We start from the raw sequence: 13172 nt of genomic DNA, 5'->3' as shown, positions 1-13172 counted from the left end.
GATCTGAACCATCTCATAGGGCAGGATGTCCGCCTCTTTCATGAGGAGTCGGTCGAGAGTAATGCTTCCCACGTAGTCGAGCTGCGCCTCCGTGACGACGGCGCGGTGAATCTTTCCTTTACAAATCGTTCGCAGCATGCCCATACCCTCCTCGCTTCCTCGACATACAGTGTGAAGGACTGTATGTGGAGGTGTGCGCATGTCCTACAGCGCTCTTTTAAATCTGGTGTGCTCGCGTTGCCAAAAAAAGGCGGCGTCGGGCGTGATTCAGCAAACGTGCCCCGACTGTGACGCGCCGTATCTCTGTGAATACGATCTTGAGCGCGTGCGCGCGTCCTGGGAGAAACATCCGCTCGTCGAACGCGAAAAAACACTCTGGCGCTATCACGAATTGCTCCCGCTTCAAAGCGAGGAAAACCGCGTATCGCTCTATGAGCCGATGACCGGGGTGTGGCCACTTCTTGGTTACGCAAAAAAAATAGGCTTGAGACATCTTTATGTTAAGGATGAGGGAATTCTTCCTACAGGTTCATTCAAGGCGCGCGGAGCATCTGTCGGTTTGTCGCGCGCAAGGGAACTCGGCGTACGCGCATTTGCCATGCCGACGAACGGCAACGCCGGATCCGCTTGGGCGGCATACGCTGCACGCGCGCAGATCCCGGCTCTTATTGTCCTACCGAGTGACGCCCCGCGAACGCCGCGCAAAGAGATGATCGCGTATGGCGCAGATGTGTATGTGGTTGATGGCACGATCGGCGACGCCGGAAGATTGACACAGGCGCTATGCAAAGCGACCGGAGTGTACGATGTCTCAACGTTGCGTGAGCCGTATCGATTGGAGGGAAAAAAGACGATGGGACTGGAGATTGCGGAGCAGTTTGCAGGTGGATTGCCTGATGTGATCGTGTATCCGACAGGTGGTGGAGCAGGGGTCATCGGGATTCATCGCGCACTTGCGCAACTTCAGGCGATGGGGAGAATTCAGGGGCCGCTTCCTAAAATGGTGATCGTTCAAGCGGAAGGCTGCGCGCCGCTCGTGCGCGCGTTTGAGCAGGGAGAAGATGTGTCTGTACCGGTCAATCATCCGTTTACGAGTGCGTTTGGCATGCGCGTTCCAAAAGCGCTTGGCGATTTTATGATCCTAAAAACATTGCGTGAGACAGGTGGGACGGCGATTCGCGTGAGTGAGCGACAAATCGCAGATACGCGCCGTCAACTCGCGCAGGATGACGGTTTTTTTGTCTGCCCGGAAGGGGCGGCTGCGTTCGCGGGCGTGGATGTATTGCGCGCGTCAGGCTGGCTTAAAGAAAAGGACCGCGTACTGGTCGTGAACACGGGATCTGGACTAAAGTACACAGATGACGCGCCGTTTGATGTTCCCCAGGCATCAGACGTTGGTGACTTTTCGCGCTTTATTGAGCGCGTTTCAATGAGAGACTGAGGGAACAATTCTTGGAATGACTGCGTGAAAGTGGTCATAGGCGAGATCCGTGTTCGCAAAGATTGACCTTGCCTCCTGTAACAATTGGATCGGCAGATCGGCTGGATCGTTTGCCCGCTCGTGATAGCGTGGGCTGATGTGCGTTAGGATTAATCGCTTCGCGTTTGCAGCAAGCGCCGTTTGCGCGGCGTCGCGCGCGGTAGAGTGATGGTGTTGATGAGCGTGAGCGGCGTCTCTTGCAGAAAAAGTGCTCTCGTGCACGAGAACGTCTGCATCGCGTGCGAGAGCCACCGCCTCTTTACACGGTGCGGTGTCGCCGAGAATGGCCACCCGTCGCCCAGGTGTGTTTGGCTTGCGGAAATCGTCTGGTTTTAGCGTTCGACCGTCCTCCAGTGTGACGTCAATCCCGCGTTTCAGTTCTCCGTACTGGGGTCCCGGTGCGACGCCGAGTGCGCGCAGTTTTTCTGCGTCAAGCGCACCGGGATGCTCTTTTTCACGAATGAGAAAGCCGACCGTCGGTATGCCGTGCCGAAGCGGTGCGAATGTGATCGCGATGTGATCATCTTCATACAAGTGCGTCGTGTGAAGCGTAGTCGGGTCAAACTCGACGATGTCAAAGCCGTAGCGAACATGCGTCGAGGTATGGCGAAGCGCATGTCGCAGAAATTCCTCAATTCCGGTTGGCCCGTAGACGGTGACGCGGTGATTTGCGTCACCTTGTAAAGAGCGACTGGATAAAAACCCTGGGAGTCCAAAAACGTGATCACCGTGCAGGTGGGTGATGAAGACCCGACGAATTTTCATTGGACTCAGCGGACTCTTTAACAGCTGGTGCTGCGTTGCTTCGCCACAGTCAAACAACCACGTCTCGTGAGGTTTGTCCAAACGCAGCGCCAGCGCACTGACATTTCGCTCGGTGGATGGAACGCCCGCACCGGTCCCCAAAAAATACAATTCCATCACTTGTGCAATCCCTTCGCTCATCCCTTAAGGTACTCGTCACCGTTAAAACATTCGTTTTACGGCGGTAAGGTGATTATACCAATAAGATCCCGGGCTAACGCGCAAGTAGCCGACTTTGCCGAGGCCGCCGCCTTCTTGAATCATCTGTCCATTCCCGATATAAATTCCGACATGTCCGCCGTTGTTAAAAATTAATAAATCACCTGGCTGCATATCGCCGATCGGAACAGGATCGCCTACGGATGTGGCTTGAACACGGCTCGCTGTCGACATGAGATACCCGAGCGCGTGGTGATAGACATATTCCGTGAAATTCGAACAGTCAAATCCGTACTGCCCGCGATCTTCGTTGTGCCCCCAAATGTACGGTGTGCCAAGCTTGTCCTGTGCGATGGTCAGGACGGCCTGAAACTTCTGCTCATACGTCGCGTGAAGCGGTGCGAGTGGCGTGATGTTTGGGTCGAGATGAACACCGAGTGGGAGTGTCGGCAGGGTGCTTGGCGTCGTGATTTGCGTGGGCGCTGAATAACTCGAAGGATTTGCAGTTGGGCTCCCTGTGGCACCGGTTATCGCGGAACCTGTTGCGGCCGTTCCCGTCACCGCAGTGCCTGGTACTGCACCGCGACTAGCCGCTGTCGTCGTCACGTGCGTGGGACCGTAGTGCGCCTCGACGTAGTAGGGGTGTGAAACGACATAGCCTGTCTGACCATCCGGTGTGCGAACATGGAACCATGACGCGTTCGGTCGATTGATCACCGTAAGGGTTGTGCCTGGACTGAGCAGATGCATGCGATCCTGGCCGTAAAGGCGCGGCTCTGCCCGTAAATAGACGGCGTGGGAAACCGTCAGGGTTCCTGCGCTAAAGACGGCAGCCGCCGCATTCGGAGCGAAGGCGGCGCCTTGGGCAAAGAGTGGTATAGAGAGAAGGAGTGCGGATCCTACGACGAGTTGAATCTTGCGCAGGTTGACATGGTGCGCGTGCTTCGCTGTCACATAGTTTAGAATGCCATCTGGTTCATCGCTGTCGCCGATGTCTTCCGACGTTTCGCCGAGTTCCTCTGCAAACTCTTCGGTGATGGAGCGACGAATGGGAAGCGCCGAGATGGTTAGAACACCTGTGGCAGGGTCATAGTCCTCCCGAAGAAATCGAATGTACATAAGCCCACCCCTTTTCGCGCATTCACGATGATCGCGTATCTCTAGTGTCGACAGGCGATCGCGGGAATATGAGAAAAAGGGGTGATTATTTGCAGGATATTTTTGTTACTCGCATTCGAACGAAGCGCGACGATGCACGGCAGCAAGGGGAAAACCCTTGCTGCCGTGAGGCTTAGGCAAGAGGTTCCAGTTCTAGCGCGTCTCGCTTTTTTTGCTGCTTATAGAGATACGGCATAAGGATGATGCAGATCAAGATGACAGGCGCACTGGTCCATTGTGCTGCGTCCCAGTGAAATAGAAACCGTGGACTGTCTCCGCGTAGAATCTCCAGCAAAAAGCGTTCGAGACTGTAGAGCAAGTTTTCAGTGAGGAAAATGACACCGCGCGGCCATCTGCGCTGCTTCATGATCAACAGGAGTGCAAAGATGATGACGTCACCCTGTCCCTCCCACACTTCGGCGGGCCACAGCGGTCGATTTCCATAGGTGGCTCGCGCGAGCGTACCTACAGGATAGAGCAAACCAAAGTTTCCACCTGTTGGAGAGCCGAATGCATCGCCATTCATCAGGTTGGCGTCACGGCCAATGCTTTGTCCCAAGATGATTCCTGGCGCAAACAAATCGGCGAGTTCCCAAAATGAAAGCTTGTGTCGCCGTAAATACCAAAGCGCCACTAATAAACTTCCGACGATCCCACCCTGAATCGAGAGCCCACCGTGCCAGATCGCGATGATTTGTCCAGGATGAACGCTGTAATACGCCCAGTCGAAGAAAAAAACCTGCCAGATTCGCGAGCCGATCAGTCCACCGATAAAAAGCAGGGGAGCCAGGTTCATGATGTGATCGACGAGATGCTTTTTTCCTTCGACGCGTGCGATGTATACTGTCACGCCGAGGCCGAGTAGAAACGCGAGCAAAAAGAGGGTGCTGTATGCGCGAACGGGGTAGGAACCGATAAAAAACCAATATTGGTGCATGGAGAACCTCCTTGATTGACTGTCCACATTGTACCAAATCTTTTCGGACAAGGCTTCTTCGTGGAAGAATCGCTTGATTACCATGTTGTGGATTGCTGATGCAGGAGTATAATGTAGGCGATGGGTTGCCTAACCTGAAGCGGCGGAGGGAATCGTATGTCTGAATCTCAGTTTTCAGAAGGACTCGAAGATGTCGTAGCTGCATCCAGTGAAATTTGCTTTATCGATGGGGATGAAGGCCGTCTCGTCTATCGTGGCTACGATATTCACGATTTGGTCGGTGGCGGCAGTACGTTTGAAGAAGTTATTTATTTGTTGTGGCACGGCGAACTTCCTTCAACGGAACAACTGCAATCTTTTCGTTTATCTCTTTCTACCGAACGAGCGCTCAGTCAAGGTGCGGTGGAGGTGTTGAAAACGCTCCCCAAAACGGGGAATGCGATGGAAATGTTAAGGACGCTCGTTTCTGCCTCAGGCCTTTTTGACCCGGATGACGGAGATACCTCCTATGACGCGAGTGTCCGCATGGCGGTTCGTCTCGTCTCGCAATTGCCCACCATGGTGACTGCGATTGAGCGTTACAAGACTGGGCAAGCGCAGATTGAACCGCGCAAGGATTTGAGTCTGGCGGGCAATTTTCTGTATATGCTAAATGGTGTAGAGCCAGATGAACGGGACGCGCGTGCGCTTGACATTGCGCTCATCCTTCACGCTGATCACGAATTAAATGCCAGTACGTTTTCTGCGCGCGTAACTGCGGCAACACTGTCTGACCTGTACTCTGCAGTCACGTCAGCCGTCGGTACATTAAAAGGCCCTTTACACGGTGGCGCCAATGAGCAGGTCATGCTGATGTTAAAAGAGATCGGCCATTTGGAGGACGCTGAAGCGTGGATCACAAAGGCGCTCGAAGAGAAGCGGCGGATCATGGGATTTGGCCATCGCGTATATCACACGGAGGATCCGCGCGCGACGCATCTTCGCCGCATGAGCCAGGAGATGGGTGAACGCAAAGGCAATACGACGTATTACGAGATCTCAAAAGTCGTAGAATCGGTTGTTCGTGAGAAGAAAAAACTCAACCCAAATGTCGATTTTTACTCTGCCTCCATGTATTACATGATGGGCATTCCGATTCATCTCTTCACACCTGTGTTTGCAGTCAGTCGCATTTCTGGTTGGACGGCGCACGTCTTGGAACAATACCGCCACAATCGCCTCATTCGTCCGCGTGCTGATTTTATCGGGATCAAGCGCCGCGCTTTTGTGAAGCTAGAGGATCGTTAAAAGAATGGATTGAATTGAAAAGATGCGTGGCTGTTGCGCGAAGGACAATCCACCAAAAAGTGACAGTGTAGTGAACTCGATCGCGGGTACACTATCATCACGAAGGAGGTGGTCAGCGTGGCACAAGGACAAAAGTCCAACACGCTCTTAGTGAAAGGCGCTTCTCGCGCCCTCGATCAGTTGAAGTATGAGGTTGCAGGTGAGTTGGGGATTCAAACCCCGCAAGACGGGTACTGGGGGACAATGACGACCCGCGACACAGGCGCGATTGGTGGTCATATCACCCGTAAACTCGTGGCGCTTGCAGAACAACAACTCGCTGGTCGGTAATTTTGGTCTCTTTCCGGTGACAATTGAATACGTTTGTCGAGGCCCTCACTGCGGTGAGGGCCTTTTAAAGATGGCACGGCGGGAACGATGCACCCTTCATCGATGCGGATGAATCAATAAAAACGGTACGCCCACCCAAGCGGGGGGACGTACCGCCACAATAGAATGTCGCTTCAACTACTTAGTGGATCTGTGTCTGTTCAGAGATGCCACTAAGCGCCTCGCCCGCTTCGTTGACATGAATGTCAACCACAGCCAAATCGCCTAATGCACAGACGCCACAGAGTGTGCCGTTTTCGATGACTGGCAATCGCCGGATTTGCTCTCGCGCCATCATGCGAGCGGCTTCATGCGCATCGGTTTCAGGCGTGCAGGTGACCGGATTTTTCGTCATGATGGTCGCAACCTGCGTCTCACTGCAGGACTTTCCTTGTGCGACACACTCTACAACAATGTCGCGATCTGTAATGATTCCGACAAGTTTGCTTCCCTCGACCACAGGGATGGAACCGACTTTTTCTGTGCGCATTTTTTTCGCCGCATCTTCACATGTCGCGTTTGTCGCGCATGTCACAACATGGGACGTCATTAAATCCCGTACCTTCATTCTCATTCCTCCTGCCTCGTTTTGTATTGAAACAGAAGTAGTGTACGCGTTCTGGTCACGCTCTACTCTTGGGAGTTTGTCTTTGCGTCATGTGACCGCTTGAGTACTCGTTTCCACGGAAAATGAAGCAGCGGTCCGTAGAATGCCCAGATTCCTAACACCGTGTGAAGCGCGTGATCAAGTGGGAGTGAAGCGATGGGCAGCCCAAATGGATTCCCTTTACCTGTGACGCCGATTACGATGAGCCAAGCGCCGGCGCCGACTCCATAGATTGTTTGTGTGCGTTTTACAGAATGCGCCGCGATGAGTCCGCCGAGTCCAAGAATGAGATGAATGATCGCCATCTCGCCTGTCAATGTGAGATAGGTTTTTAATCCGAGTGGCAGAAAACTCGCAAGAAAAAGGAGAAGAAAAATCCAGCCTGTCGTGCGACTGTAGATTTGTTCCGGGCCGCGCTGTAACGGCTCGTCCGTTTGAGCAGAAGGATGGTTCACGCGATCACACCTTTTTGTCCAGATGTTGATCTATATCGGTCAAGCCCTCTACATATGCATTCTGGATGGTGGGAAAACTAACAATAAATCATGGGGGTGGTTATGATGTCAAAGGGGCCTGAAGCGCCGTTTCGGAAGACTCCACTCGAAACATTTGATGAACACACTGATCCGAGTATTCTCTCGGGCGATCAGTACGCGAGTGAACACGATCCTGGCGCGACGCGCGCGATTTACGAAAAAGACGTCAAAGATTTACAGACGCAATCTATGCTGGGGCGATTTATGCACCCGGAACACGACACGTCTATGAGAGATTGATGCGAGTGAAGCAAAACGGCGCGCTGCTCCATTGCGCATAGGGCTATCCCTCTCGTAAAATGAGTGGGACAGCCTTGTCGCGTATCCATCGCTACGTTTACGATGGAGCCCCCCTTCGTCTTTTGCTCATGGGGGGTTTTCTGAATGGAGAAACATACATGGGGAAAACAGTAACTGCAGAAAATGTATCGGCGTACTTTGGATCTCATCGCGTTTTAAATGAAGTTTCGCTTACGATGCAGGCCAATCAGGCGACTGCGATTATTGGGCCTTCGGGGTGTGGCAAGTCAACCTTTGTTCGCTGCATTAATCGCATGCATGAGACGGTTCCCGGTGCAAAAATGACGGGACAACTTCGACTTGATGGGCAAGATGTTTACAAAATGGATCCGGTGACAGTTCGCCGAAATATTGGGATGGTCTTTCAAAGGCCGAATCCTTTCCCGACACTGTCTATTTTCGATAACGTGGCAGTGGGATTGCGGCTAAATGGATATGCAAAACGCTCTGTGATCACTGATCAGGTTGAAAAATCGTTGCGCATGGCGGCGCTCTGGGATGAAGTAAAGGATCGCTTGCAAAAGTCGAGCACAGGACTATCAGGCGGGCAGCAGCAGCGACTGTGTATTGCGCGAGCGCTCGCGATTGAGCCGGATGTACTACTGATGGATGAACCTGCTTCTGCGCTTGACCCGATATCTACGCTTAGAATTGAAGAATTGATTGAAGAGATTAAACAAACATATACGATCGTGATCGTGACTCACAATATGCAGCAGGCTGCGCGAGTGGCGGATACGACCGCTTTTTTCCTCTCGGGTGAGATGGTTGAGCATGGGCCTACAACGCAGATTTTTACAACACCGCGCGATCAGCGGACAGAAGATTATGTGACGGGTCGATTCGGGTAAAAGAGGTGAATGCGACATGTCCGAATAGGGATTTAAACCCTACTCGGACATGCGTCAGTGTTTGATTTTATTTTTCTTGGATTCGGGATAGATCACCACTTGCGGTTTTCGCTCCCACTGTTTGAGTAGCGGGTATGGATCAAACGCCCACTCGCGCGTTCCTGTGTCTCGATACGCCCCAAAATGGAGATGGGGTGGGAACTTCCCTGACGTGCCAGGTCTCCCATATCCGCTGCTGCCGACGTATCCGATCACTTGGCCGGGCCGAACGATCGCGCCTTGCTTGATTTGTTTTGCGTAAGAAGAAAGATGAGCGAAATAAAAGTATTGATTGTCGGCCGATCGCAAACCGATTCGCCATCCTCCCAATCGATTCCAACCGATCAGTTCGACATAGCCATAGCATGTGCTAAGGACGGGTGTCCCGTAATCTGCAAACAGGTCGGTACCCTCATGAATTCGCCTTCCTCCAAAACTTCTGCCTTCGCCCCACGTATCGCGAAATGAATAATTGTAGCGCTTGTGGAGAGGAAAACATCTGGCGGTTAGTTGTGTCGTCTGGAATTTTCTGTAGACATTGGACAGAGCGAGAATGCGTTCGACACCCGCAGGATTGTTGAGTGTATTCCACAAAACGTTCATTTGATCCTGTTCAGTTTGCCCTCCGCTGCGAAGCCAAGCGGCAATCGCTTCGACACGATCGTACGGATCGTCTTGTAGCGCCTTGTGATCATTGTCGCCATCGCGTCCGCGTCCTTCAAAGAGGGCAATTCGTTTTGGATTGTCATCATTCTGTACAGGATTAAACAGTCCTTGCCAAAATGTTGTCGGGAAGCGATAGCCAGTGACAGTGATCGGTTTGCCCTTTGGTCGCACCACATCCGGAGGAACTTTTGTCGTCGTTGCGCCATACACATCAAGCCCTGCGAGAAGATACCAAGGGATGCCGTTGCGAGCGGATGCTCTGCGATACCAGTCGGGAATGGCTTGTGTCGCCTGATCGGACATCCCATTGACTGGGATCGATGGGTGTTTTGGCACATGTGACAGCTCTGCGGTGGCGTGTGCTGACAGGGTGCTGCATACAAGTGGAAACGCAACGAGGCAACTAACGAGTCCTGGAAAGGCAGCGCGAATAAGAGGTGACGGCTGCACTTTTCTTCGTTTTATGATGCGTAGCATGATGACCACCCCGCTCTTCGAACTCATCCGTGAGGATGTTCCCGTAAAGGTTGTGCAGAGAATCGAGACGGATTCTTCCGCGATGTCCTCTAGTGTGCTCGCAAGGTGTGGAATGAACACTGCCAAATATTACGTGCCCGCCGAATGCGCGATATCGCATACCTAAAAAGGCTGTGGGAACACTACGATCGTACTTTTTAAGAACCCACGCAAATCTTCATGAGCGTCGTGGACGTACAACAACACACCCACAGGAGGCGTCGCCCTTGAATTCCATTCAACAGCAGTTGCAACACAGCCAACAACTCTGCAGTAATGCCATGAATCTTTGTCAACAGGCGTCACAGCAGCTTCAACAAATCGCGCAATCGGTTTCGTATCAGACGTCACAGACGACACAGTCGACGTTTGGGCAACCTGCGTATCAAAACTTCCAGTCCTCTGGCTCTATGGGACAAGGTTCAATGGGTCAAGTGATGCAGGCGGATCGGAGTTATGAGATGCAAGAAGGGACGCCGAGCTACAACAATTACAATACGATGTCTCGCAGCCAAGGCTATGGGTCATCGTATGGGCAAAACGCTTCTTACGGGTCGACAGGAAACGTTCAGTCGGTGATGCAGGCGGATCGCAATTATGAGACACGCGAAGGGACTCCGAGCTATAGCAATTACAACACGATGTCCCGCAGTCCCTACAATGCTTCTTCCCAAAGCGGCTACTCGTCATCGATGGGTGGCGGATCACAATCCAACGCTTCTGCTGTGCAATCTGTTTTGTCGGCGGATCAAAACATTTCGGAGCAGGGAGCGACGAACGCCATGGGGGCATCATCCTCTGGATATGGTCAGTCTTCTTACTTTGGACAGGGGCAAAATGCAGGGGGAGTATCCTCTGTGATGCAGGCGGATCGCGGTCAAAACGTTGCATTCTAAAGAAACGTAATAAAAAAGAACTGCCGAGAGTCATTTCGGCAGTTCTTTTTATGCAATTCTCATCAGACGTAGACGGCGAATGCGTTCTTCTGTGGGGGGGTGAGTGCTAAAGAGTCCGGCCAGCGTCTGACCCCGCAGCGGATTGACAATGTAAAGATGGGCAAACGCGGCTGCCGCTGTGGACGGCGCATCATAGCGTGAAGTGTTTGACGTGCCAAAGCGTGAGGTGTGCCCAAGCTTTGCCAGCGCATCAGCCAACGCGTCTGGGTCGCGTGTCAAGTGCGCTGCGCCGGCATCAGCCTTGTATTCGCGCGAACGTGAAATCGCCATTTGAATCATGGCGGCGGCAATCGGCGCGAGAATGATAACGACGAGATCGGCAATGACATTCTGATTGCGTCGATCATTCCCCATGCCAAAGTAAAGACCCCACTGCAGCATGTGCGCGAGCCACGTAACCGCGCCGGCAAGGGTTGCGGCAACGGTCGCCACAAGAATGTCGCGATGGCGAACGTGAGACATCTCGTGCGCGAGGACGCCGGTCAGTTCGCGCTCTGTCAATATGTCGAGCAACCCCTGGTTCACGACGATGGCGGCATTTTTCGGATTTCTGCCTGTCGCAAAGGCGTTTGGTTGCTGCGACGGCGCGATGAATACGCGTGGCATAGGCAGGCCTGCGCGCGTCGACAAATGACGAATCGCCGCATAGAGCGTAGGCGCCTCGCGCTCCGTGACCGGTTTTGCTCCACTCATCGCTAAGGCCACTTGATCACTGAAAAAATAGCTGAAACCATTCATGGCAACTGCGACGATGAGCGCGAGCGTTGCGCCGTTGCGCCCAAAGAGCGTGCCGATCAAAACAATAAATACAGTGAGGATGGTCATGAGCATCCACGTTTTGAGTGTGTTCATGCGAATCCCTTCCTTGTCTTATCTCTTTGTTCAGTATACCATCATCCGCGCGTGAAAATCGCCGTGGTTCTTGAGCAGGATGTGATATAGTTTGATGGAGGTTTTCACGACGTATCTTTTCGATTGAGGTGAGGATTGTGGATCATTTTTCAGTTTCGCTGGTTCGCTATACAGACCCAGACCGCCGCTCTCTCGCGCACGCGGCGGCAGTCTATTTGGGAAAACCTGATACAGATAATCGCAAGCGACCGATCAATATCATTAAAAAGGGGGATACCCTTGCGATTTTTCGGGGGGAGTCGGCCCGGTTTGAGTTTCGCACATCGAAAGTGGTCTATGACCATCTGGTGACGTATACAACACTCAACATGCGCGCGTGTGGCGGCCTCAGAGCGAACGAGGCGACCGTGTTTATCCCTCCGGCTGAGGATGACGATCCTGTTTATCGGGAACTTGGAGAGGCGCATCTGAAAGCGTACAGAAACCTCGTTCACGGCATCGACCCGCAAACCGAAGACCCGATGCAAAAGAAGCGATTGCAGGCGGCGCGCACGATCGCTCCGATGTCAGTCCAGCTTCACTATCTGCTGGATTTTAATCTGACGAGCTTGATTGAAGCGGTCTTTCCTCAACGGATTTGGTCTCCGGGCGCACAAATGGATACTCGGCAGGTCGTCGAAGCGATGTTCAAGCTCGTTCGTGAACAGGACGAAGAGCTGTGGGATACAATCTATGACTATTATGGGCCAGAGGCGCACGCGTGGAAACGGATGAGGATGAAATTGAAGCGAGAGCAGCCTGAACTTTATGAGAATTTGATGCGTGAGTATGGCGCGATGCGCTCCATGTGGGATTAAAGCGTGCTGATCGTCAGATTGCTTTAGCTTTTGAAAATTGGTGACTGCGCCAAGATCATCTGAGGAACGTTTTTGCGGATTTCGGATATGCTAGTTGTTGTAGCTGACGTCGTTGAACGATTTCTGTCTATTTTCGTTAGAGGTTGCAAATTGTTTAGCACCACCTTATACTAACACTCGTACCTCACGTCGATATCTTCAGTCTGTCTCATAGGAACCAGCATCCTCTTAAAGGGTTAGGACCTCACAGGACTAACTTTCCCCCGTGGTGGATTGCCCCGGTCCCGCCGTGCTTGGGAGGGCACGGGCAACTCTTACAAAGGGGGGCGTTTTGTTATGGATACAGCAGGACGTCATGTCATTGCAGAATTATGGGGATGTAATGCCGATATTTTAAACGACTTTCATGGAATTGAGCGAGTCATGGTCAGTGCGGCGCTCGAATCTGGGGCTGAAGTTCGCGAGGTGGCTTTTCACAAGTTCGCTCCGCAAGGTGTGAGCGGTGTGGTGATCATCTCGGAATCGCATCTGACCATTCATAGTTTTCCGGAGCATGGATACGCAAGCATTGATGTGTATACTTGCGGTGATCGCATCGATCCAAACGTAGCGTGTGACTTGATCACAAAAGCATTAGGTGCGACACGTCGCGAGTCGGTCGAATTGCCGCGAGGACTTGGTCCGATCGCGATGCCGAATCAGAAGATCGAGGTTCTTCAATCGTAGTATAAAAGACAAGAAGGTGGCCCAAACGCTTGACGCGGTGTGCCACCAATTTTGTGTTTGCGCACCTCAGGG

16 protein-coding genes are annotated in these 13172 nt (G+C 52.6%); 8 read left to right on the top strand and 8 right to left on the bottom strand.

Annotated elements, in window-relative coordinates:
- A partial coding sequence (locus AYW79_RS07285; protein WP_197467711.1) for an aspartate 1-decarboxylase occupies positions 1–138 on the bottom strand: 138 nt, incomplete at its 3' end.
- A gap of 61 nt (positions 139–199) precedes the next feature.
- Between AYW79_RS07285 and AYW79_RS07280 the strand changes: the two genes are divergently transcribed.
- Positions 200–1441, top strand: a complete 1242-nt coding sequence (locus AYW79_RS07280; RefSeq protein WP_067563874.1) for a threonine synthase — start codon at positions 200–202, stop codon at positions 1439–1441.
- On the opposite strand, the gene rnz is transcribed toward AYW79_RS07280, so the two are convergent.
- The 3 genes from rnz to lgt all read right to left on the bottom strand — a co-directional run bounded on the left by rnz (position 1427) and on the right by lgt (position 4538).
- The gene (rnz, locus tag AYW79_RS07275; protein WP_067563887.1) at positions 1427–2401 is read right to left on the bottom strand and encodes a ribonuclease Z; all 975 of its coding nucleotides are present in this window, start codon (positions 2399–2401) and stop codon (positions 1427–1429) included. The two genes, AYW79_RS07280 and rnz, sit on opposite strands and share 15 nt — an antisense overlap.
- A 45-nt stretch (positions 2402–2446) precedes the next feature.
- Positions 2447–3562, bottom strand: coding sequence for a C40 family peptidase (locus AYW79_RS15210; protein ID WP_082864652.1), 1116 nt, complete (start codon positions 3560–3562; stop codon positions 2447–2449).
- A gap of 172 nt (positions 3563–3734) precedes the next feature.
- Positions 3735–4538 (bottom strand): prolipoprotein diacylglyceryl transferase, encoded by an 804-nt coding sequence (lgt, locus tag AYW79_RS07265; protein WP_067563871.1) that lies wholly within the window; start codon positions 4536–4538, stop codon positions 3735–3737.
- 156 nt (positions 4539–4694) lie between these two features.
- Here lgt and AYW79_RS07260 point away from each other — a divergent pair, with 156 nt between their 5' ends.
- Both AYW79_RS07260 and AYW79_RS07255 read left to right on the top strand, forming a co-directional pair.
- Entirely contained in the window at positions 4695–5825 is a 1131-nt protein-coding gene (locus tag AYW79_RS07260; protein ID WP_067563868.1) for a citrate/2-methylcitrate synthase, read from the top strand.
- Positions 5826–5942: 117 nt separating this feature from the next.
- Positions 5943–6155, top strand: a complete 213-nt coding sequence (locus AYW79_RS07255) for an alpha/beta-type small acid-soluble spore protein (RefSeq protein ID WP_067563865.1) — start codon at positions 5943–5945, stop codon at positions 6153–6155.
- A gap of 181 nt (positions 6156–6336) precedes the next feature.
- On the opposite strand, the gene AYW79_RS07250 is transcribed toward AYW79_RS07255, so the two are convergent.
- Both AYW79_RS07250 and AYW79_RS07245 read right to left on the bottom strand, forming a co-directional pair.
- Positions 6337–6762 (bottom strand): CBS domain-containing protein, encoded by a 426-nt coding sequence (locus AYW79_RS07250; protein WP_079289886.1) that lies wholly within the window; start codon positions 6760–6762, stop codon positions 6337–6339.
- A gap of 62 nt (positions 6763–6824) precedes the next feature.
- On the bottom strand, positions 6825–7256 hold the full coding sequence (locus tag AYW79_RS07245) for a hypothetical protein (protein WP_067563859.1): 432 nt from the start codon (positions 7254–7256) through the stop codon (positions 6825–6827).
- Positions 7257–7361: 105 nt separating this feature from the next.
- Between AYW79_RS07245 and AYW79_RS07240 the strand changes: the two genes are divergently transcribed.
- Entirely contained in the window at positions 7362–7577 is a 216-nt protein-coding gene (locus AYW79_RS07240) for a hypothetical protein (RefSeq protein WP_067563856.1), read from the top strand.
- A gap of 158 nt (positions 7578–7735) precedes the next feature.
- Positions 7736–8488 (top strand): phosphate ABC transporter ATP-binding protein PstB, encoded by a 753-nt coding sequence (pstB, locus tag AYW79_RS07235; RefSeq protein WP_067563854.1) that lies wholly within the window; start codon positions 7736–7738, stop codon positions 8486–8488.
- 54 nt (positions 8489–8542) lie between these two features.
- On the opposite strand, the gene AYW79_RS07230 is transcribed toward pstB, so the two are convergent.
- Entirely contained in the window at positions 8543–9790 is a 1248-nt protein-coding gene (locus AYW79_RS07230; protein WP_231877759.1) for a M23 family metallopeptidase, read from the bottom strand.
- Positions 9791–9936: 146 nt separating this feature from the next.
- Between AYW79_RS07230 and AYW79_RS07225 the strand changes: the two genes are divergently transcribed.
- Positions 9937–10605, top strand: coding sequence for a hypothetical protein (locus tag AYW79_RS07225; RefSeq protein WP_067563848.1), 669 nt, complete (start codon positions 9937–9939; stop codon positions 10603–10605).
- Positions 10606–10653: 48 nt separating this feature from the next.
- Here AYW79_RS07225 and AYW79_RS07220 read toward each other — a convergent pair whose 3' ends face one another.
- Positions 10654–11517 (bottom strand): zinc metalloprotease HtpX, encoded by an 864-nt coding sequence (locus tag AYW79_RS07220; protein WP_067563845.1) that lies wholly within the window; start codon positions 11515–11517, stop codon positions 10654–10656.
- Positions 11518–11654: 137 nt separating this feature from the next.
- Here AYW79_RS07220 and AYW79_RS07215 point away from each other — a divergent pair, with 137 nt between their 5' ends.
- A complete protein-coding gene (locus AYW79_RS07215; protein ID WP_067563843.1) occupies positions 11655–12374 on the top strand; it encodes an FAD-dependent thymidylate synthase in 720 nt (239 codons plus the stop codon).
- Positions 12375–12710: 336 nt separating this feature from the next.
- The gene (gene speD / locus AYW79_RS07210; protein WP_067563840.1) at positions 12711–13100 is read left to right on the top strand and encodes an adenosylmethionine decarboxylase; all 390 of its coding nucleotides are present in this window, start codon (positions 12711–12713) and stop codon (positions 13098–13100) included.
- The last annotated feature ends 72 nt before the right edge of the window (positions 13101–13172 follow it).

This window comes from Ferroacidibacillus organovorans (genome assembly GCF_001642725.1).
GTDB classification, from domain to species: Bacteria; Bacillota; Bacilli; order Alicyclobacillales; family SLC66; genus Ferroacidibacillus; species Ferroacidibacillus organovorans.
This window is presented reverse-complemented; position numbering and strand designations above follow the sequence as displayed.